This window comes from Bacteroides sp. 44_46 (assembly GCF_001915465.1).
Classification (GTDB): Bacteria; Bacteroidota; Bacteroidia; order Bacteroidales; family Bacteroidaceae; genus Bacteroides; species Bacteroides clarus.
The window spans coordinates 424,166-446,345 of sequence record NZ_MNQO01000020.1; the positions used below are offsets into that span (position 1 = coordinate 424,166).

The 22,180-nt window shown below is 33.0% G+C and carries 18 protein-coding genes; all 18 read right to left on the minus strand.

Features of this window, described 5'->3' with window-relative positions; all coding sequences use genetic code 11:
• Positions 1 to 18 precede the first annotated feature (18 nt).
• Positions 19 to 2,979: a hypothetical protein gene (locus BHV73_RS14355; RefSeq protein ID WP_087413459.1), complete on the minus strand. Its 2,961-nt coding sequence runs from the start codon at positions 2,977 to 2,979 to the stop codon at positions 19 to 21.
• A gap of 4 nt (positions 2,980 to 2,983) precedes the next feature.
• Positions 2,984 to 3,661, minus strand: coding sequence for a hypothetical protein (locus BHV73_RS14360; RefSeq protein ID WP_087413460.1), 678 nt, complete (start codon positions 3,659 to 3,661; stop codon positions 2,984 to 2,986).
• Positions 3,662 to 3,692: 31 nt separating this feature from the next.
• The gene (locus BHV73_RS14365; RefSeq protein WP_087413461.1) at positions 3,693 to 4,742 is read right to left on the minus strand and encodes an acyltransferase family protein; all 1,050 of its coding nucleotides are present in this window, start codon (positions 4,740 to 4,742) and stop codon (positions 3,693 to 3,695) included.
• A gap of 11 nt (positions 4,743 to 4,753) precedes the next feature.
• Positions 4,754 to 5,659 (minus strand): glycosyltransferase family 2 protein, encoded by a 906-nt coding sequence (locus tag BHV73_RS14370; RefSeq protein ID WP_087413462.1) that lies wholly within the window; start codon positions 5,657 to 5,659, stop codon positions 4,754 to 4,756.
• A 289-nt stretch (positions 5,660 to 5,948) separates the two neighbouring features.
• A complete protein-coding gene (locus BHV73_RS14375) occupies positions 5,949 to 6,512 on the minus strand; it encodes an LbetaH domain-containing protein (RefSeq protein WP_239419884.1) in 564 nt (187 codons plus the stop codon).
• A 12-nt stretch (positions 6,513 to 6,524) separates the two neighbouring features.
• Complete coding sequence (locus tag BHV73_RS14380; protein ID WP_087413463.1) at positions 6,525 to 7,625, minus strand: glycosyltransferase; 1,101 nt, start codon at positions 7,623 to 7,625, stop codon at positions 6,525 to 6,527.
• A 247-nt stretch (positions 7,626 to 7,872) separates the two neighbouring features.
• Positions 7,873 to 8,283, minus strand: a complete 411-nt coding sequence (locus BHV73_RS14385) for a hypothetical protein (RefSeq protein ID WP_286738667.1) — start codon at positions 8,281 to 8,283, stop codon at positions 7,873 to 7,875.
• Between the two features lie 399 nt (positions 8,284 to 8,682).
• Entirely contained in the window at positions 8,683 to 8,817 is a 135-nt protein-coding gene (locus tag BHV73_RS14390; protein WP_143269502.1) for a transposase domain-containing protein, read from the minus strand.
• Between the two features lie 602 nt (positions 8,818 to 9,419).
• A complete protein-coding gene (locus BHV73_RS14395; protein ID WP_286738669.1) occupies positions 9,420 to 10,529 on the minus strand; it encodes a glycosyltransferase in 1,110 nt (369 codons plus the stop codon).
• Between the two features lie 59 nt (positions 10,530 to 10,588).
• Positions 10,589 to 11,647: a glycosyltransferase gene (locus BHV73_RS14400; RefSeq protein ID WP_241148725.1), complete on the minus strand. Its 1,059-nt coding sequence runs from the start codon at positions 11,645 to 11,647 to the stop codon at positions 10,589 to 10,591.
• A 17-nt stretch (positions 11,648 to 11,664) separates the two neighbouring features.
• Positions 11,665 to 12,609, minus strand: coding sequence for an acyltransferase family protein (locus tag BHV73_RS14405; RefSeq protein WP_087413466.1), 945 nt, complete (start codon positions 12,607 to 12,609; stop codon positions 11,665 to 11,667).
• Between the two features lie 33 nt (positions 12,610 to 12,642).
• Positions 12,643 to 13,797 (minus strand): glycosyltransferase, encoded by a 1,155-nt coding sequence (locus BHV73_RS14410; RefSeq protein WP_087413467.1) that lies wholly within the window; start codon positions 13,795 to 13,797, stop codon positions 12,643 to 12,645.
• Positions 13,798 to 13,804: 7 nt separating this feature from the next.
• Entirely contained in the window at positions 13,805 to 15,082 is a 1,278-nt protein-coding gene (locus tag BHV73_RS14415) for an O-antigen polymerase (RefSeq protein WP_239419879.1), read from the minus strand.
• 113 nt (positions 15,083 to 15,195) lie between these two features.
• A complete protein-coding gene (locus BHV73_RS14420; RefSeq protein ID WP_087413488.1) occupies positions 15,196 to 16,725 on the minus strand; it encodes a lipopolysaccharide biosynthesis protein in 1,530 nt (509 codons plus the stop codon).
• Between the two features lie 50 nt (positions 16,726 to 16,775).
• Positions 16,776 to 18,611: a DUF2264 domain-containing protein gene (locus tag BHV73_RS14425; RefSeq protein ID WP_087413469.1), complete on the minus strand. Its 1,836-nt coding sequence runs from the start codon at positions 18,609 to 18,611 to the stop codon at positions 16,776 to 16,778.
• A gap of 6 nt (positions 18,612 to 18,617) precedes the next feature.
• Positions 18,618 to 19,766: a Coenzyme F420 hydrogenase/dehydrogenase, beta subunit C-terminal domain gene (locus BHV73_RS14430; protein ID WP_087413470.1), complete on the minus strand. Its 1,149-nt coding sequence runs from the start codon at positions 19,764 to 19,766 to the stop codon at positions 18,618 to 18,620.
• 44 nt (positions 19,767 to 19,810) lie between these two features.
• On the minus strand, positions 19,811 to 21,076 hold the full coding sequence (locus BHV73_RS14435; RefSeq protein WP_286738674.1) for a nucleotide sugar dehydrogenase: 1,266 nt from the start codon (positions 21,074 to 21,076) through the stop codon (positions 19,811 to 19,813).
• 26 nt (positions 21,077 to 21,102) lie between these two features.
• The gene (gene gmd / locus BHV73_RS14440) at positions 21,103 to 22,167 is read right to left on the minus strand and encodes a GDP-mannose 4,6-dehydratase (protein WP_087413472.1); all 1,065 of its coding nucleotides are present in this window, start codon (positions 22,165 to 22,167) and stop codon (positions 21,103 to 21,105) included.
• Between the last annotated feature and the right edge of the window lie 13 nt (positions 22,168 to 22,180).

The following is a 22,180-nucleotide window of genomic DNA, read 5'->3' on the forward strand; positions in this document are numbered from 1 at the left end:
CAAGAAGGGATATTGTCTTTAAGAGTCTGCATATATTTTATCAAAAATCGCCTTATACTCCTCATTTCCAGGACTTAATAGCTCTGCCATAAAATCACGAATAACACCGAAGAATTCATATTTTATATTAGCTTGTAATCCTTGTCCATTCCTATAAGTTGAGATTTCAATCTCAGCAAGATTGTCAAACATTTTTTTGAATAGTCTTACAGTATCACCACTTTTATCAGGTCTTTGACGCTGAAGTCGATAAGAAATCTGCTCCAACAAATCAATGTTTCTTAAACTCACTTTATAAACAAGTCTCTTATTAGCCCACTCATGATCACGCTTCTCGTTAGCAGATGCTTGTAAAGGCTCATTACCTATAATGTAGTCTAACATTGCTAAATATAACGGATATTTAGCTTTATTTGACAACATCTCATCTTTAAATTTCTGCTTTGCACTCTTTTCCAGTTCGCTATCTTCTTCATCTTTCTTTGGATTTTCATCTACCTTTTCTACTTCACCAGAATTCTGAGCTTCAATAGGTTGCTGCCCCTCATTTAAATTCTGTTCTTGTTCTCCACTCTGTTGCTGTTTTTGTTCCTGCTCCTCTACCTGTTCTCCCTCTTGTCTTTGCTCTTGTTCTTTTATTTGCCCCTGTTCTGCATCCTGTTCTTTATTTAGCTCTTTTTCCTCATTTGCTTTTACCTCACGACTATTTTCCAAAACTAATTTATCAAAACGGCCATAGCTTTGAGCTACATTCACCAAATTATAAAATATGGAAAGTACATCAAAACAAATATATTTACGGGATTGAGCTATATTCTTTTCATAGTACACTTCATTACGTTTCCTATATTGAGAAAAAGAACTGTTGCTTTCTTTTTCCTTAGACTCCACCACAAAAGAGGTTGTAAGTAAAAAGAACTCTACAATCTTTCTTAGAAGTTCTTCTTTAAAATTCTCTTTAACAATTTTACTACAAATATCCGTTTTGGGTTCCCTACCAGAAATGTACTTAATCAAATCACTTATTGCTTCATTATCAATAACTCTTCTACATCTTGAAACACTTCCCTTATCCTTATCTATCTTCTCATAAGGAGCTACATTCAAATACTCAGAATTCAAAAAATTACCATTAACAATATCTCCATAGACAATCTCATTATTAGTCAATATCTCCTTATTTATAACTTCCTTTTGAGTCAATTTTTTCTTTTCTTCTGCTATCTCCTCTCTTTTCCGGAAAGTCTCATATAAAGAAAAAGTATAAAATGTTTTCATAGCAAAGAAAAGTTTCCGATCGTCTTCTTGGTATGAAACTTTACCCAGCCAATCCAAACATGCCAGTACATCTCCCAATGATATATTATACATCATATTCTCTTCATCAAGAATATTCTGCAACTCTTTCATACTGCTATCACTCAATCTACTTTCTTTGGTCTCTTTTTTATCTTTTGCAGCATCTTTAGGGTCATTACTGATTTCTATATTCCTTAAGACTTCAAACCTCCGTTTCAAATGCTTTATTACCGTCTGATTGATAAGCCCATAATCCTGTATATCCCGCAGCTTTTGTATAATTGAGAGTCCGCCTTTATCCAAATTATTCGTACACCATACTCCATAGAAATATTCCTTAAAAGGAATAAGATTGGGTAATGCTCCCTCATGACTTTCCACGTCATCCAGATTATACAGCAAATGCAGCAAGTTACAAAACTCACGTAAATTATAGGGAATGATATAATTGACTTGCGATTTTGTATTATAAAATAACAAACGGGTCTTTTTGTAGATTTCCTCCAATATACCGTTTTTCATCGGAGAGAGTATGTTGACTTTCCTTACTTTCCCTCCTTGCTTACGGCAAACCTGAATATCTTTGTCAAATAAATCCTTTACAGAAGGCATTATAATACGTTGGTTTAGAGGAAGCAGTTTGGTAATATACCGTTCTACTATATGATTCACCACCTCATTATAATTATCATCCCCTTTAACAGTCTTATTTTCAATATATTTTTCCTCTCTCTCAAGCAATGGACGAAAATCTTTTGTATATTTAATCCGAATCACATTCCCCAACTGCTCCAGCTTAACCGCCATCAAAATAATCAACTCTGGCATATTGAGATAACGACGAATGCACTCCACTAATCCATAACCATCTTTCATATCCAAATCTATATCGTCAATGCACAACACCAATTTGCCATTCGTATCTTTATAAACATATTCCAGATAGTCCCGTACCAGCTCTCTAAGAACTTCTTTCAATTCAAGGGATGCACTCAGATCTTTCAATTGCTCAAGGTCGCCAAATTCAGAAAATTCAAGTTTTTTTCCCAACAATGGAAATATCCGTCTAATCTCTGCAAAACGGGACAAAAGCAACTTCCTGTCATGTCTATATTGTGGTTCCTTTTCTTCCTTTTTCATCAAATCACGGAACAAAGTCCCAATAAACAATTCCAAGATATTATGGTTACTGTCAAAGAAGAGCGGATCAATCACCTCACATCTATAAAAAGAAGTTTCTTTCAAAATATCTTTCAAAATATCTTTATAAATATCTATCTCCTTTTCCTTTATTTTTGCTTTATCTTGGTTTTTCTTTACACTATCTTCAATTTCAAACAAATCATCAAGCACAACCTTATGATCCCGTTTCTGCATACACAGTAGTTCCCTCGCTGTCAACATACACGAAGTTTTACCCGAACCTCTTTCTCCTGCAAAAACAAATATATTATTGGGAAATTCCCAAGAAGAATAAATGGCATCCTGCTTCTCTCCTTCCTTACAAAGCAAGAGATGCTCAGCAATGGCAGACAAGATCTGACGATATTGTTTGTAAAAGATAGAATTCTTTACTGTTATGTCGCTATCTTCTTGAGTAAAAATTTCTATTTTAGGCCGAGTCTCTTCTCCTAAAATAAAGCTATGATCATACATCTTTTTTTCATTCTGTTCTCCCATAATATTATTCTTTTAATTTAAAGTATCTATATGCTATTACAATTTCCTTTATTTGTACTTCCGCATAACGGGTTCCCTCGTGGCAACAAAAGCAACAGGCAAAACCTGAAGCTAAAAAAAGCAGGATACAAACAAGACCGAACCCACCTTGATACAATATGAATCCTACTATCAATCCTATCAAGGAAGATGCTATCAGCCCTTCATAAACCGCCTGCATTACCCAATATTTATTGATAAATGCCATCGTAGCAGCGGCATTTTCACATTCCCGCAAGTAGGTCCACATTTCCGTATAATACATTTTACAATCATCTTCGTCAGTATAATCTGCCAAAATTTTCTCTTTTTTATTAGCATACCTTACCGCTTCTTTAAAGCAGGTCATGAATCTTGTTTCTTCCACTTTCACCAATAGCACATAATGCTTCCGCCTATACATTATGACTGTCGCTCTAATAGTCTTACCAATAGTAAACGAAAGTAAACCACATAAATAAGTAAAAATAATAGCAGCAATCACATTCAACGAAGTGCTACCAAGGCTACCTAATAAATCATTCTGCCATAACCCATAACAAATAATGGAGAACGAAGCTATGCCCGAAACGATATAAGAGAAATCAAAGACTGTGAATATTTCACCTATCTTATCAATGATTTTAGTTACACTTGATATCATATTTCACCTAACAAATTATTTACAAAGTCATTCAATTCCTACTACCTACTAAAAGCATATAGAATCGTGGTAACCATCTTTTCAGTAATACAGCTATCGGTATTGCTATCAAGATAAACAACCAAGGTGATAATAAATATGCAACCGCAAAACCAAAAGAAGAATTTCCCAATATAACAACCTGTAATTTTCTAACAATATTCAGAGTAGGTTCATGGAACAGATAAATGAAAAAAGTAAAACCGCATACCATTTTCAGTAAAGAATGTTCCTTCAACTTGAAATTCACTCCTACCAAACAATCATATAAATTCCATAAGCCTATAACTCCTAACGCCGTAATCGGTATATTCAACCATCGCCAAGCCACACTATCATAACTTAATTCCGCTATAGAAAAACCAAGGAATAAGAATAAGATAATTATTGATTTATGCTTTTTCAAATCAATTAGTAAAGCATCTCCTACCATAAACCAAAATGCTGCAAAAACAGGAACATATTGTCTGATTTCTGTTAAGGTCAGTAAAAATAAGCACCCAACAATCAATCCCTTATGTATATGCTTACGCAGATAATACAAAATAGGAGAAATACAAACCAACAGAATCAAATCCCGCAAAAACCAAAGGTGAAAAGCATAAGGAGAACCGCCGTCTTTTACTTTATAAAAAAGAGAACATAGAATATCTGCTATCGGTTGTTGTAGTTGTTCTGAGAAAGAAGCACTATTGACAAACTGTTTAGTTCCAGGAACAACTTCTAAAAGCAGATAAAATAATGGGAAGAACAAGCATGCTACCACATAAGGAATTAAAAGAGTATGCACCCTTTTTCGCATCTTATGATAAACATCATTGATACTCTCCACATTCAAAAAGAACAAATAACCGGATATCATATAAAACATAGGCACTGCGCACCGTCCTATTTCCCCCGATATAATATCTTGCAGCAAGAAATTGAATTGCATTCCTGCTATTTCATGGGGATAATCATGGAAACCGGAATGAATATATAAGACCAAGATTATAGAAAAGAAAGATACTACTTTTATCTTTTCACTGAAATATTGATTCATAAATGGGATATTTAATCTTTGAAATAGTTTTCTTTCAAATATCTTCTCACTTTTTCACTGTCAAAGTCAAACTGTTTTTTGATTTCATAAATCTTAGCATCTACTAGAAAACGATACCAGAAACCTTGCAAAAAATGCCAGATGAAACCTTGTTTGCCATCAAGAAACCCAGCTTTCAGAATGTATCGAATAAAGAAGTTGATGAAAGGACGTAGGAAGAGAGGAGCTTTGATGTATTTCATTTTAAGCCAGCGTTTACGCTGCTCCTCTGTCCCCCAAAATTTAGCTTGCACTTCTTTGCCTTTATCATCCATTCCATACTCCATCATCAGCATATCCACCATTTCACGAGTGGCATATCCGTTATGTTTCTCCGTCCACCAAGTAAGGTCATTCAGATTGGCATCCACTTGATTGCCTTCTTCTACAGTAATAGTTATTCCATCAAAAATACGAATATGCTCATCCATCCAACGGTTTTCACACTCACCATGACCTCTACGGAAAACTTTCAAATGATAGGATGGATACCAACCGCCATGAAGCAAGGGCTTTCCCATGAAATCAATGCGTTTACGCACGTATACTCCATTGACTTCACTACTACATTCAGCTAATGTATATTTCATTGCCTGACCTAAATTTCCTTCCAGAAACTCATCGGCATCAATACGCCATATCCATTCGGAAGTTATCGGACAGTTCATCACTCCCCAATTAAATTGAGTTGCATAATTTTTCCAAGGATTTTGATAAACTTTGGCTCCTAACTGCTTTGCAATTTCTAGTGTCCGGTCTTGGCTGAAAGAATCAATAACAAAGATTTCTTCACAAATACCTCTTAAAGAGTTGATGCAACGAGCTATATGCTTTTCTTCATTATAAGTAAGGATAATAGCGGAAATAGTATTATTCATAATATAATTATTAGACCTGATATATCCCTTTTCTATCAAAAGGTTCGTTTCCAAATATCTGTGAAAATAGATGAGAAGCACATTTCAATAAATATGCAGCAATAAATATGATTATGTAAATTATTAAGATATTAAATGGGAATATACCATTAAGTTTATCTGTAAAAATAGCATATTGCACCATATAAATCTCCAATGTCAAAGCTGAAATAAAATAAATAAATTTTCCTCCAACTCTATATTCTAAAATACGATTAACAGCCGGTGTGTCACGAAAACATTTTCCATATCAAGTGTTATCAGCTATTTTTCTTGTTTTAATATACATTGCCGGATTGCCACCGACTACCATCCATGGTTCCACATCTTTAAAAACAGCGGCTCTTGCACCGACTACAGCTCCTTCTCCTATGATGATTCCCGGAGCAATAAAGGCTTCTGCCGCTACCCATACCCTATCTTCTATGATAATAGGTTTTTCTATTTGTTCATGCCGAGATGAAGATATATTATGTGAAGCTGTGCAGAGATAAGCCCTCTGTGAAACAGTAGCATTTACACCAATAGTTATCGGAGCTGCATTATAACAGTCTACCCCCGATGCTATACAAGCATAATCTTTCATTTCCAAATTCCAAGGCATAAAGATTTTTGCAGAAGCATACACATTTACCGTACTTGCAATTTTCGCCCCAAACATACGAAGCAAAAAACGCTTCCAAGGCATTAGTGTACTTTTAGGAAAAGGACGAGCCAATAGAGTCCAACATACCTCCCATAGCATCCGTTTAATACGATTGGTTGTGGTATATGGAGATACAAAATGCATGTAATCTATATTTTCTTTTAGCATTTCAATTATATATTATTTCCGAATTATAGTATTATATACCTCTACCATACGTTTTGCAACAACATTACTAGCAAAATTTCTAATTATCAAATCTCTGCCTCTAAGTCCCATCTCTTTACGTTCTTGAATAGGAATACGAATTGCTTCTTGAATAGCGTTTACAAGATCATCAATGGTTCTATCAATCCACCAACCACAATGATTTTGTTCAATTATTGACCACGGAGCACCTTTTGTGGTGATAACTGGTGTCCCACAAAGGAATGATTCTGCAATGACAATACCAAAATTTTCATTTAGAGTAGGAAGAACAAATACATCAGAAGAACGGTAAGCCTCCCATTTATCTTCACCATATAAAGCTCCAACAACATCAACAACAGAAGATATTCCAAGATCATTAGCCATGTTTTTTAAAACTTCTACCGTATAATCTGATTCAATTCCTGCTACTACCACTTTCCACCCGACTAATTGTTCTTTAATTTGAGCAATAGCTTGCATTAAAAAATCAATTCCCTTGTTTCTACGGTATAGTGCTAAAAAAAGAATCTGTTTCTTTTCATCCCAAGATTTCTTTACTTCTATGCCATCAATCATTAGCCCATTGGGAACAATTACAACATTTGAATTATAATCTAATGACAATAGATTGTTTTTCTCAGACTCAGCAGTTGCTATCAAAATATTACTCATCTTAACACTACGCTTTTGATAAAGCAATAAAGCCGGCAACTTCTTTGTCCAGTAGTTCTTCCGAATATCCCAAGGTTCCAACATACCATGGGGAGATAAAGCCACAGGATAGCCTTTCGCTTTTGCCCAAAACACAACCCAAGAACATTGTAACATCCAACAACCATTAACGTGAACTACATCAGGTTTAAACTTATCAAGAATGGCACAAAATTCGCATTTCATTTTAAAAGGACGTCGGATATTCCCTTCAATATAATGAATTGTGCAATTGGTAAATGTAAGTTCATCGGACGTATGATGACACACAATCTTTAAATCAACTAACTGCCCCATGTCATGTGAAAGAAGTTGAAGGTAAGAACTCACTCCTCCCCCCATTTTACCTACTGAAGGAATATAATGTAATATCTTCATTTCTCTGTTTATTATAGAGTATACAAACTGAAATAAAATAATGGAAATGATATTATATTTTTATAAAATTAATTTAAAAGTACCATAAAAAGCCAACATTTGCATCCCATGAACTGAATTTATGATTTATAGAAAGATATGTATATCCCCCGCCAAAAGCGATACAATAATATTCAAATCTATCCAATGGAATCAAAAACTTTGTGCCTAAACGAATAGCAGGACTCCATTTAGTATTTTGTTTATGCTAACGGCTCCTATCTTGCTTAATATATTTATAAATAAGATCACACACAAATTCTCCTGTCTGAGTATTAGATACAGCATGAGCTGTTTTTTTCTTTAACATCGGACATGCTATCCGCACACTATCATGATTCACAAATACAAGTTTGTTCATTCTTTCAAGAAGAGAAAACAATACATCATCATATTCTGTGATATGATCTTTATCAAACATAATATCCATAAGTACATATTTATATCTTTGACTCTTGTTCAACAATTCAAGAAACTTATAAAGCTTTCGCCTATCAGTGATAACATTACTACCAACAATATCATCAGTTCCTTCTCCCTGCTCCAGAACCAACTCTTTGCCATAAGAAACATTTATAAATATTGCATCATCATAATCTATCTTCTTACTCCATCCCAAACACTCACACACTTTCTGCGCCAACAAATACTGATTAAAATTTTCGCCGGCAAATAAAAGAAAATTATTTGTAAAGTAACAGATACATGTTAATATCAGCGTATTAATTACAGAAAATGCTATATAACATGTAATTATATATTTCTTTAGCGTCAATAAACTTGTTTATATTTGCATTCTATTACTACAAAGTATTTATTGTTACATTTTCCTTTTGCCATCACCTCAATCTTTCGATTATATCCCAACCTTAAACAAGTTTCCTTGTTCACTTTCAGCAGTAGCATAGGATAATCCGCCTTTACTATGTAAACGTCCCACAAACCACCGTATGACAGATAATCGCGGGAAATCAGGCGTTACTAGTCATATGGTCAAATTGTAAAAACTAAGTTTTAGTTATTTTATATAGTAGCACGACAGATATGCCAGCTTTTCCTCTTCTTTTAAATCCTTGTGCTTTCTTAATAAAGTTACCAGATACTCGTATGGGTGTAGTCCATTCAACGAACAGCTTTCTATCAGGGAATGCATAAAAGTATGCCGCTTGGCAGCAGCTTCGCTGCCGATATTCTAGCAGTTCATATCCAGCTTAATCGTCTTCATTCTTTATTCGGCCAAATTGTTCAAGAATTGCAGGCTTATGCAAATCAAAAACAGATTAAATACCTAACCATCAGCTAATTACCAATACCAACCGGCATTTGCAATACGCATGGAAGTCATCTCGATACTCTCTGTAAAACAAACCATATCAGACCAACTGATTTGATATTTTTGAGAAACAACGTCAAATATAGACTTTCCCTCTACGGGTTTGCCGATTTTCTCATTCCAAAGTTGCTCGCTTTGCCAAGCCTGAAGCTTCTAATAATTGACACCTTGTTGCGAACAGAATTCTTCAAATCCTATTCCCGCAGTACAAAACTCATAGAAAGCTTGAACATCGCAGAAATTGACCTTAGCATTTGACACAATTCTTCATTTTTTAATTCTTCAACTAAAGTAGGAACAGAATGGATAGCAGAAAAGGCACTATTTGGGGACGTTTACCCTTAAAATATTGAACCAACTCTACATATATTCCTAATAGAGCACATCCTTAAATCTTCTTCTACCACTTATATATTAGAGAATCAAATTTTCCAAGGTTCTTTCACAACTATTCCCTCTAGACAGTCTACCATATATGAGGCAATAACGCTACCACTAATACGTTCTTTAGCCCAAGTAATTCGGTGCTGACAAGTATTTCTGATCTCATTAATATTGTCTATACAATATTTCATCTTTTTTGATAAATCCACAATATTTCCACTCTCAAAGACAGAACCACACAAAGAATTACACAATAAATCCTTTGCACCACATTTATCGCTACAAATAACATAAAGCCCTGCTTGCAAGGCTTCATTTACAACAGCACCCCAGCCATCATAACTACTTGGTAATATCAAAACATCTTGTTCTGCCAAAAGCACTGGAATCTTGTTCATATTCTGAAAACCAAGTATCTGAACTTTTAGATTCTGACGATTAGCTATAAACTTTCTAATTTTTCCCTCTTCCTCTCCTCCACCGATGTATGTAATATTCACATTTTCATGTAGCATATCTGCCGCTTTCACAATACATTTTGGCGATTTCCGACAAGACAAACTACCTACAAAGCAAAAATTTACATTAGCCTTAGTTCTTTTATTAACGACATATTGAAAATCAGTACAATATATAAAAGGAGTAACACTCCACCCATTATAAACAGACTTAAAATATTTTACGGCATCATCCCCCATAGCAAACACTTTATCTATATATTTAGCATATTTCTGGTCTTGAAAAAAGAACCTTAATCTATGAAGCCAAAGTGGTTTACCATTTGAACAACCAAACGCAAAGGTATAAGGACGCTCAGTTATTAACCCACGCTTAACATTATACTTCAAACTCATTTTAAATACTAATGAAATATAAGGAAACGCATTAATCCCACTGAAAAGATGCCAAGTTTCTTCAGATTTCTCTGATAAGATATATTCTATCAAAGTATTTTTTGGATGAATATAAACCTTAAATGAATCAGAATTTTGCACTGAGTTATTATTCCATCCCATTTTTCTCCGACTGGATATCAATTCCTTATCAGAAATAACAATAACTTCATCCACCCTCTTATCATACAAAAGTTGTGTTATATATGGCATTTGATGAGAAGTAATACAGTTCTGCCAAAATACTATTCTCATAAAAAATCACTTTATTGTTCAACCAAGATGATAATATTTCTCTATACCCATTAAAAAGCCTATTCTGAATCAACAGCTTGTATTGTCTGCTTCCATGACTCCACTGAAAAATTCTGCCGAATAAATAAAATATTATCAGAATACTTTAATAGCTCACTATTATCTATAACAAGAATCTCTTTAATACTCCTAATAAGTGCCTGTTCTTCGAAAGGAATATATATATAATTTGCACCGTCTATTTCAGGATATTGCATAGTTGAAAGCACTATTTTACCTTTAGAAAAATAATCAAGAATCTTAGAAGGAAAATTATTGTTATTTTCTAATAAATAAGGATTTCTTAGATTTAAGCAGATTGTTGACTTATCAAGAAGTTTAAGATAATCTTCATATTGCATATTTCCCATAAAATGTATATTTTCATATTTTCTATACTGCTCTGGGAAAGAGCCATTTCCTGAAATATACAGTTGTGCTTGAGGTATTTGTGCAAAAACTTTCAAAGCCATATCGTATCCTGTAACAGACGCCAATGTTCCAGAGAACAAGAAAGTTACTCTATCTATATCTGACACTTTTTTATTTCTAATTAGCATTTCATTATCAATAATGCCGGCTTTCACTTTTAGTTTTTTTACATTCTTGAAACAAGAACGTCCTGACAAAGAGATCATTCCCTCGCATCTTTCCAATAACCAACCTATAATTCCCTGTAATGAAGTTCTCGAAGAGGCTGGTGTATAATCTGCCATAATTACGTATATCCTTTTTAAAAAAAGGAATCTCAAGATAACGTATGCCAGAAGAGAAGAAATAGATAAATTATAAAACCATATCCGATCACATCTACGAACATCCCAAGCCAATTTTACATTCAATACAAAATACCTAATTATTTTTCCAAGATACCCTCTTCCATTATTTATATAAAAAATAATTTCCTTATAAGAAATATCTTTGGGTAATTTATAACTAAACGGAGTTATTGATCTAACATCATCAAAACATCCTCCATCTATAAGTCGTTCACAAAAATTAAAAGCAGCCTGTGATGCCTTCAACTTCACAAGATAATCAGGAGGAAGTATATTACAAATAAGTGCTCTGTTCATCATCTATCTTCTAATTTATGTCATCTATCTCTTTTTTGCCCAATCACTTCAGGTAAATATTTTCTAATTATAACTGACAATAACCATAATATTATCCATAAAGAAAAATGCCTTATTATAAAATTTATAAATTCAGGCATTGGCATATTTTCCATTACAAATTTAAGTTGTACATTAACAACTTGTGAAAGTCCCAAAATAACAAGAGTATTCTGTCCAGCCCAAACAAAAAAAGTCCGTACAATATTATTCTTTTTCAAAACATCTTTTTTTGCAATCATAATAATTGCAAGAGTTCCTAAAAGTGCATTGAAAGCATTTAATCCATACCAACCACAAGTGTTACTTGCCATATCTGTTCGAGGACAAATTTGCGACAATACAATATTTAGAAACAAGATTCCAAATATAAGAAACCAATTACAAAACAAACCTTGCTTCAATCTATTGCGCAAAAGATACCCTATCAGATAGAAGAAGCAAGCATAAAAAGAGACATCTACATTATACCAAAAACGAATACCATAAAAAGATAATAGATATCCTGTTGAACCTATAATACCTGCCCAAAATAATACCTTTTTTACTCCATGCCCATAATGAATAATAAAATAGGAATATATCTCCGCAAAAAATAATACCGGTATAAACCATAGTGCATATCCATTATTCCAACCTTTATATAACCATTCAACTATAAGTACATTGTCATTTATCAACAATACAACAAACGACAATATAATATATGGAATAACTAATGTATGAACTCTTTTCAGCAAAAAACAGGAAAAGTTAGGATATTTAGTAGCATTAAATAAAGCACCTGACATGATGAAAAACAAAGGCATATGAAAAGACCAAATCCAATTACTTACAGACTGTGGTATACTTGTATGCCCACACACCATCAAAAAGATTGCAATACCCTTAGTTATGTCAACCCATTCTATTCTCTTAGTTACCATGTTATTAAGATAAAGGTACAATCTTATAATTTCTTAAAAACACCTATGCAATTTATGTAAAAACGATGCCAATAAACTTTTAAAACCTATTTTATGTAATATTGCCAAAATACTATGTATTCGATATCTATATAAAACTGTTTGTAACGTTACAGATTCTTTATTCATTTTTTCCGGCAAACTCAAATCATATAAGTATATCCCCTCACCCCAATTATTCATTATTATATTCAATTCTATTGGTCTAAACTCCAGCGCAAACTTCTTAATGATATGAAAGTTCATTTTTTTTACAGTTAACAAATAACGTCTACCGTCAAATCGCTTTGTATTATCACAAAGATCCAAAACCAGATTTTCAGAAGACATATTCAATATCTTATATAAACTTACATTTTCATTATATGAGTCATAAACAACTCCATTGGGAAATATCGGAAATTTATATCCATATTTGCTGCCTCCCCACTTTAATGATGTATGAAAAACAGACAAATTAGAAGCAATATGTGTACCTTTATCTGCACAATTAGTGCTATATGAAAAATAAGGATACACAAAATATTTATTTTGCTCAATACAATATGCTATATGATACTTCAGCCAAGACTTTTCACCCCAATCTTTAAAACAATATATATCTACAATATTTTCTAACTGTATATGACAATTTTTCTTATACCACTCATAAAATTGTTTCCACGAATCTCGCATCCATACTTGTCCCCACGACATAGCTATTTGCATAAAATATACATCATATTCCGTTTTAAGAGCTTCAAAGGGTTCAAATGTTTGATAGTTAAATTGATAATTATATAATGATATTCCTGCAATATTCTTATCTTTATGATAATATGAATAAGCAGAAACTGCATATCTATAAAAACCAGGTGTAACAACAATATCATCTTCTAACACTATTATAGCATCATACATATCAAGCCAATCTCCAACAGAAAGAATATGAGTACGCAATCCCAAATTCTTATCATGAGTTATGACTTTTTTCTCTCCAAACGGCCAAATAAAATTATTTGCAAATCTCTCGACAGTATCCGTATTACTCTTATCTATACTGATAATAAGAGGAGCATCTTCAACATCAGCCTGCAATAAAGAGTTAAGCAAACGATTTAACGATGTCACTCTATTATAAGCAACTACAACTATAGCTATATTTTTCATTAATTTATTATTTATACAAGGATAAACGTTTCTTTCTGGAACAATATGTTATACCCAGCAATATTAAAAGATAGAAAAATGGTCCTGTTTCTTGTGTAAAATAAAACATTGCAAAATAAAACATTCCAGCACAATTTATATAGTTCAATTGAAATGTGATATAATTAGGGTATTTAAAAAAGAAATTATAGAGATACTTAGAGACTTTTCCTACAAAGAAAAATATAATTAATCCCCCTATTATCCCAAAATATTTTATATTTAAAAATGCAATTGTTCCCCAATTAGCATTTCCAAAATAGCCCTTAGTTTGCTTTTTTATAGTAGCAACTCTATCGTCAGGATAGATATCTTGATAAAAAGGAAAAATCTTTATTATCTGACGCTCCAAAAAAGTAAAAGGAGCCAATAACCGTGGAAATCTAAAATAACCATACTTCAGCTCAAAATTCTCTATATCCCATCTTTCTGCCACATATGGCAACTGATTACCATAATAACCAAAAAATTCTGCAAAATTATTCTGAACGACTGGCGGTAAATATTCTCGAGAGACATCAACAAACTCCTTTGAAAATGCATCAGTATTCAGCAACTGTCCATCATATTTCACGTTGTGCCTACCCAAGGTAAGAAAAGAGAGGTACAAAATAAAAAAATAGAAACATCCTAAAATCACAAATTTAACGAACCAAGATACTTTAATTGTTACTCTATAATATTTATGAAATAAATATATATACACAAGTATCAACAATACAAATAATATACCTTGCTTTCCTGCAATGGCCATTGAAGACAGCGCCAATGCAATAACATTCAATAATCCTAATATTACATTAACCTTTGAGCCACCACCAAAGATTGAAAATATACTAGGAAAACTTCCACCTAGTAAAATAACTCCTATAGGGGTTAAAGTCAAAAAAGGAAATAGGTTCTGAAATTGACTACGACGTTCCCCGCCATCATCAAGTGATACACCAAAGATTATAAACATTTCGAAACAAATCAATATTGCTCCTAAAATTCCAACAATTCCTAATAATATATGTACTCTATTACTCAAATTTGAATAAGCACAGAACACCATCCGAAACTTACTAATAGATTTGCTATCCTTTAAAGGAAGTTTTCCAAAGCCTAAATGAAAAGATATTACTGTAAGAAGTACATAAATAATAATCTTTTCTATTTTAATATAAGCCGGAACATATAAAACCCCAGAAAAACCATTCACCAACAAAATATTCACACCTAAAAATAACCAAAATCTTGGATCCATTGGGTCCTTCTTCAACAACCCTAAAATGATCAGAATATACCCAATACACCAAATAGAAAAAGGGGGGAAAAATGTCTTAAAGATTACAATATCTAATAAAACAAGTACATATGCTAACCAATATGACATAGCGATTTACTTATCATGTTCTTAATTTTACCTTTTTCTTTTTTATCTAGACAAACTATATATATAGTGCAAACTGATAAAAATAGAACTAAAACAAAATACACCAAGTATACTATAAATGTTTTTCCAAACAAGCATCTCAAATAGTATGCAATAACATAATCAATACACATTACTAATATACATGGAAAGACTACAGCTTTCATATACGATGAAATCGTAACGAGTGAAATGTGATGACTAAGGATAACTAATCTGACAAAAAGTCCCAAAAGAGAAGTTATAATAGATATAAACATAACACTATAGCAAGAAGCACCCAATTTGAATAACAACATGGCAAAAGGAATGTCTAAGCACATGATAATACAGATACTTATTTGGAAAAAACGTATCTTACCTGTAGCATCTATTCCTTTACCTAATGGAGTTGCCATACAATCTATCAACGAAACTAATATAGCCAATTGCAAAAAATAGTCAGAATATAATGGAGGATCACCTAACCATAGATCAAGAAGTGGCTGAGGATATACCAAAACAGGCAAAGAAATAAAAAAAAGAAGGCAAAAAGAATACTTAGAAGATTTATAAATCAAAGACTGCATTCGCTCGATATTTCCATTCGCACAGTTTTTTGTTATCTGGGGGGTTGCTGCCATTTGAAAATTTCCAGCAAAGGAAGCCATTTGAGAGGAAACTTGATAAGCAACACCTCTTGCTGCATTAATAGCAGGACCAAAAAATATATTTATAACCAAATTTACCCCTTGATTACGAAGAATAAAACCAATATTTCCGATAAAACTAAAACTTGCAAAAGAAAGCATTTTTTTTATTCTCGTTTTATCCCTATTAAATTTAAACTGACACTCCTTATATTTATATTTACTATATGAGACAGCCCCCCCCTTGCTAATTAAAGTAACAATAAACAATAAACAACCATATACAATCAATCTATCTAAAGAAGACATTGAATATATTAAGTAAGCAATAAATAATTTTAGAATAGCTTCAATCACACTTATATATGCATAAATATTAAAATCTTCCTTTGAAATAATCAAAGCATCAAAAGGTACAGCCCAAACCATTATAAACAATGCTCCCACACTCGCCTGAAAAACTAAATTTGCAGCAAATATTCTTTCATGTGGAATAGTCATAACTGAATTTAAGAACCAAACGCCAAATACTTCTGCCATGAATAAAATTACGATAGAAATTATAGCGTGGATAGAAAGAGCAACTCCAAAGACCTCTACAAGTTCAGACTGTTCCCCACGCCCTATTTCATAGGCAAAAAAACGTTGTGAAGCTTGTATCATACCAGCATTTATAACACCAATAACTACAATTAAACCACCAACAACATTATAAATTCCATAATCCTCTATTCCTAAAGCACTTAAAACAATTCTCTGAGTAAAAAATGCTATGAATATAGTAATAATCAATCTTATATAAAGAAGAACTGTATTTTTCGTTATACTCTTATTCGCTGTACCCATCATCCCAAATCATTATTCACTTTATATATCATGCACATTGATTAATTCACTTACTGGAAATATTTCATTATTAGTTTAAATTTTCTGATAATTCCTATAAATGAAGAATATACAGAACCATTTGAATGAGGAAAATCATTAAAATGATATTTTCTTCCTCTATAACTAATTCCACCACTATCTACCTCAATATCATCAAGAATACCATTCCCTACTGATATATCATTATAACAGCAATTTATAATATAATACGATCCAGAAGTAAAATCAGAACATGAATATGGAATAACAACTTTTGGATATTGCAAATTCACATTAGGAGAACAAATACAAATATCCGCCAGTCCTTTATCTCCAAGAGTATATATAGAACTAGCTTGATTCTTGTTACAACAAATCGCTCGATTTTCCTTTATACTTATCTCCAAATTCCTATCATTTCTAACAGCAGACCCAAAATCATATAATTTTAAATTTAAGTTAGTTCTAACAACATGAACTCTATAGTGATAAGGAACACCTGGAAAAACATAAGTCTGTATGGATAAACCTGCTATCGGATTCCATATAGATATCAGAGCTTTTTCACTATTTTCTATAACCTGACAATGCTTACGAACTAAAAATGTTTCTCCCATTTGAACTACTAAACTATTATCATACGCCAAATTTTCAATCCCATACGGAGATCGACTTACACAAGGTGCACAAACAGTAGAGTACATAAATTTCTCATACTTTGCCGCAGTATTGCCAAATTCGTTATTACTATTTTGTCCATTCATAAATAAATAGGATTGACCATTATAAGTAAGCAATGTAGAGAACAATGCGGGAATAAAAGAGTTATAATCTTCTCTTACCATTTCCAGTGGCTTAATATTAAAAAAAGCATCAGACTTGTTCAAAAGGAATATAAATGCTTTCAAACACCAATATGAAGAGCCTTTTGCATTATAATATTCTGTCATAAATTGATTACTATATGAATAACCAATATTAAGAAAGCCATTCGAATCAACAATATCTTGGGCCAACCACCATTCTATATTTCTATTAATAACTCCTTTTATAATAGACAATTCGTATTCATCTTCAATAAAATTACTATACATTGCCCAAAAAGCAACTTGAGCAAATTTATATGTCAAACTTCTTCCAAAAGGAATTGAATTACCGTCTTTCGAAAAAAAACGTATATAATACTTAGCAAACAACTTACTTCTCTCAAGGAAAACTATTGCACGTTCATCTTCTGGACAATATTTAGAATACAATAACGAATAATAATGCAAAGCAAATGGAATATAGTAATCACGTTGAAATGTCTCTCCATCACTATACCATCCGTCACCTATATACATCCTTTCTATTTGTTTAAACGACTCATCTATTGCTTTTTTTGAATAGTTCAGTCCCAATAATCGTAAGAAGGTATTAACTAATACAATAAAGAATTGCCAGTTATTTAAAGGGATATGGACTTGATTAATCTGTAAGAACCATTGTTGCATATTCTCACGAGCGTCATTATCAAAAAGTTTTTCATAAAGATTTTTATTTTCTACACAAAACAACAATATTGGAAACATCTCAACTATTTTTTGATCATTGTCTTTAATTTTTCCCCAATACTTATCACTTTGTCTATTAATCCCATTCTTTATCATCATAAAAATAGTTTCTTTAATCTCATCATCACCATCTAACATTGCCCATCCTAACAAGCTCCGAGAAAATGATTCTAATCTCATCGTACTATTTTCATATGAAGCTTCTATTTCACCTGGGATTATAATGGTGGATTCTTCTTTATGATACAAAGAAATAAAGGGTAAAATGAATTTCCGCAATAACGTCTTATAATATATTTTAGTATACTTCATTATCCCTTACTTTTTTATTATATTATGCAAATAACGCAATAGCCGATATTGTTTTAGATTCTTTTTGATTTCATAAACCCTATATCTCAAATTCAATACAGAATTAACCGCCACATTAAAATTTCCTTTCTTCCTATATTGAACACGAAATTTAATAACATCCTTAGTTTTTTCTGCAGGTGATAATAGCCTTGGATTACATTCCAGTGTTTCCAAAATCGAATGTTCTCGCAAAATAAAATTATGCTTATAATGGTCTATAAAAGATTTCCCTTTTTCTGTTGAGCATATAATAATCGAAATGCCATCTTGGAAAGCTTTAAAAAAAGGATCATCTTTCAATCCCCAAAAATCACCAATTGTAATATCCCCTACACGTTCCCGACATGCAAATTTACAATTATAGCAAGAGTTTCTTAAACTCAGTTTATTGTCAAATGCCCGAAAATATTGACTATAAAACCGCTCCAAATAAATATCTTCCCTATTATCACTCTCAATCCAAAAACCATACTCTTTACCATTTCTAAATCTAAGTTTTTTCGCTCCACTTAAAAAACCATTCAAACTTTGCTTCAAAAATTTCACAGAAGGAACTCCACCACAAATAAAACTTATAGTTATAAGATTCTTTTTATATAAAGAGGGTATATAATTTAATAATCCTGCAACTTGACATGGGGTTCCAATAAATAATACTTTCTTTGTAGAGAGTTCTTCCTTGATTTTCTTAAAGGATTCACCTATATAGCTTTGCACATACTTAGAGCCCTGAAACGCATCCAAATTATTTATAGAATTAGCACACTGATGCTTCAAATTAAACTTGTTATCAAAAGCAGCTCCATATACAATACCATTATCTTCAATCATAGACTTTGATAAAGTTGTCGCAACACCACCCGAGGTCGAATTTACATATATGGAACTATTTCTTGATACAGCCGCATATACTATAATTTCCTTATGAAAATCTGAAAAACGAACAACTGGGCATACGTTCCTACACGCTCCACAACTAATACATATATCTTGATTTATTTGAGGATGCATAAACCCATAGTCATCTTCAATCATAGATATAGCATTAATAGTACATTTATTCAAACAGGCACAACATCCTGTGCAAAGATCTTCATCACATATTTTTTGCATTCTATGATAATGTAAGAGTAAAAAAGAAAACTATTTATATCGTATTAATCTCTCCTAAAAATATCTCGTGTATATACTTTCTCTTTTACTTCATCTAAACAAGCATCATACCGATTTGCTATAATCACATCACTTTGCTCCTTAAAATTCTCTAAATCATTAACCACACGGCTTCCGAAAAATGTACTTCCACTGTCTAAGGTCGGTTCGTAAATAATAACCTCTGCACCTTTTGCCTTAATCCTTTTCATAACCCCCTGAATACTACTTTGACGAAAATTGTCTGAATTACTTTTCATAGTTAAACGGTATACCCCTACTACACAATGCTTTTCTTCACCTACCTTAAAATCGCCACGGCTATAATAATCATAATAACCAGCCTGACGAAGTACACGGTCAGCTATAAAATCCTTGCGAGTACGATTACTTTCTACGATAGCCTGAATTAAATTTTCAGGCACATCTAAATAGTTGGCTAAAAGTTGTTTAGTATCTTTAGGCAAACAATAACCTCCATATCCAAAAGAGGGATTATTATAATGCACACCAATACGAGGATCTAGGCATACACCATTTATAATAGCAGTAGTATCAAGACCTTTTATTTCAGCATATGTATCGAGTTCATTAAAATAGCTCACACGCAAAGCCAAATAGGTATTAGCAAACAATTTTACAGCTTCAGCCTCGGTAAATCCCATTAACAATGTAGCAACATCCTCTTTATTGGATGCCTCTCGTAACAAAGTAGCAAAAGTTTGTGCAATCTCTACCAGATAAGAATTATCCATGTCTGTACCTACAATAATACGATTTGGATAAAGATTATCATAAAGAGCTTTGCTTTCTCTCAAAAATTCAGGAGAAAAAAGCAAGTTTAATTTAGGAAAACCTTTTGCCGCATATTTATCATAAAGCGAATGGCAATAGCCTACCGGAATAGTACTTTTAATAACCATCACGGCATCGGGATTCACCTGCAATACTAGATCAATAACCTCCTCCACATGACTTGTATCGAAGTAATTTTTCACTGAATCATAATTGGTAGGAGTGGCTATTATCACAAAGTCAGCATCTTTATAAGCACTCGAAGCATCTAATGTAGCTATTAAATTCAGTTTTTTCTCTGACAAATAGTTCTCTATAAATTCATCATGAATAGGAGATTTTCGATTATTTATCAATTCTACTTTTTCTGACAACACATCTACAGCTACTACTTGATGATATTGGCTTAACAAAACTGCCATGCTCAAACCTACATAACCAGTTCCTACCACTGCTATTTTTATAACTTCTGCCATACAATTACCTCACAATAAGTAAAAAATTAACAAAAGGACCTTACCACCCATTGCATATCATGCTCCATCATTATATGCACTAATTCCTCAAAACTTGTCTTTATAGGATTCCAGCCCAATAATATTTTTGCCTTTGTAGGATCACCCAATAATTGCTCTACCTCACACGGACGGAAATACTTAGGATCAACTTCCACCAATACTTTACCGGTTTTTATGTCAATACCTTTTTCCTCAACACCTACTCCTTCCCAGCGAAGTTCCATACCCGCCTCGCGGAAAGCCAATGTGGCAAACTCACGAACTGTATGCATCTCGCCTGTGGCTATCACAAAGTCTTCAGGAGAATCGTGCTGAAGAATCATCCACATACACTCCACATAGTCACGAGCGTATCCCCAATCACGACGAGCATCCAAATTACCAAGATACAGTTTATCCTGCTGTCCATGTGCGATACGAGCAGCTGCAAGAGTTATTTTTCTCGTTACAAAAGTTTCACCACGACGTTCACTTTCATGATTAAATAGTATGCCATTCACAGCAAACATACCGTAGCTCTCGCGATAGTTTTTTGTTATCCAAAAGCCATACTGCTTTGCCACACCATAAGGACTACGGGGATAAAAAGGAGTAGTCTCTTTTTGGGGAACTTCTTGTACTTTACCATACAGTTCGGATGTGGAAGCCTGGTAGATTTTGGTTTTATGAGTTAATCCAAGAATCCGAACAGCTTCCAGCATACGGAGTGTACCTACCGCATCGGCTTCCGCCGTATATTCAGGAACATCAAATGACACTTTTACATGGCTTTGTGCTGCCAGATTGTATATTTCATCCGGCTGTATTTGTTGGATAATACGAATCAGTGAACTACTGTCCGTCATATCGCCATAATGGAGATTTATCAATCGGTCTTTCTTCATATCGCGCACCCATTCGTCCAAATAGAGGTGCTCAATGCGCCCTGTATTGAAAGATGACGAACGGCGGAGAATGCCGTGAACCTCATATCCTTTGTCTATCAAAAACTCGGCAAGGAATGAACCGTCCTGCCCTGTAATACCTGTAATTAATGCAACTTTCTTCATTTTTCACTTTTTA

Bases quoted from the DNA above. Each gene is read 5' to 3' on its own strand.
- BHV73_RS14405 (WP_087413466.1), bottom strand. From the start codon at position 12,609: ATGGTAACTAAGAGAATAGAATGGGTTGACATAACTAAGGGTATTGCA.
- BHV73_RS14420 (WP_087413488.1), bottom strand. From the start codon at position 16,725: ATGGGTACAGCGAATAAGAGTATAACGAAAAATACAGTTCTTCTTTAT.
- BHV73_RS14370 (WP_087413462.1), bottom strand. From the start codon at position 5,659: ATGAATAATACTATTTCCGCTATTATCCTTACTTATAATGAAGAAAAG.
- BHV73_RS14355 (WP_087413459.1), bottom strand. From the start codon at position 2,979: ATGGGAGAACAGAATGAAAAAAAGATGTATGATCATAGCTTTATTTTA.
- BHV73_RS14435 (WP_286738674.1), bottom strand. From the start codon at position 21,076: ATGGCAGAAGTTATAAAAATAGCAGTGGTAGGAACTGGTTATGTAGGT.
- BHV73_RS14360 (WP_087413460.1), bottom strand. From the start codon at position 3,661: ATGATATCAAGTGTAACTAAAATCATTGATAAGATAGGTGAAATATTC.
- BHV73_RS14395 (WP_286738669.1), bottom strand. From the start codon at position 10,529: ATGAGAATAGTATTTTGGCAGAACTGTATTACTTCTCATCAAATGCCA.
- BHV73_RS14425 (WP_087413469.1), bottom strand. From the start codon at position 18,611: ATGAAGTATACTAAAATATATTATAAGACGTTATTGCGGAAATTCATT.
- BHV73_RS14400 (WP_241148725.1), bottom strand. From the start codon at position 11,647: ATGATGAACAGAGCACTTATTTGTAATATACTTCCTCCTGATTATCTT.
- BHV73_RS14365 (WP_087413461.1), bottom strand. From the start codon at position 4,742: ATGAATCAATATTTCAGTGAAAAGATAAAAGTAGTATCTTTCTTTTCT.
- BHV73_RS14375 (WP_239419884.1), bottom strand. From the start codon at position 6,512: ATGCTAAAAGAAAATATAGATTACATGCATTTTGTATCTCCATATACC.
- BHV73_RS14430 (WP_087413470.1), bottom strand. From the start codon at position 19,766: ATGCAAAAAATATGTGATGAAGATCTTTGCACAGGATGTTGTGCCTGT.
- BHV73_RS14390 (WP_143269502.1), bottom strand. From the start codon at position 8,817: ATGCATTCCCTGATAGAAAGCTGTTCGTTGAATGGACTACACCCATAC.
- BHV73_RS14380 (WP_087413463.1), bottom strand. From the start codon at position 7,625: ATGAAGATATTACATTATATTCCTTCAGTAGGTAAAATGGGGGGAGGA.
- BHV73_RS14410 (WP_087413467.1), bottom strand. From the start codon at position 13,797: ATGAAAAATATAGCTATAGTTGTAGTTGCTTATAATAGAGTGACATCG.
- BHV73_RS14415 (WP_239419879.1), bottom strand. From the start codon at position 15,082: ATGGATCCAAGATTTTGGTTATTTTTAGGTGTGAATATTTTGTTGGTG.
- gmd (WP_087413472.1), bottom strand. From the start codon at position 22,167: ATGAAGAAAGTTGCATTAATTACAGGTATTACAGGGCAGGACGGTTCA.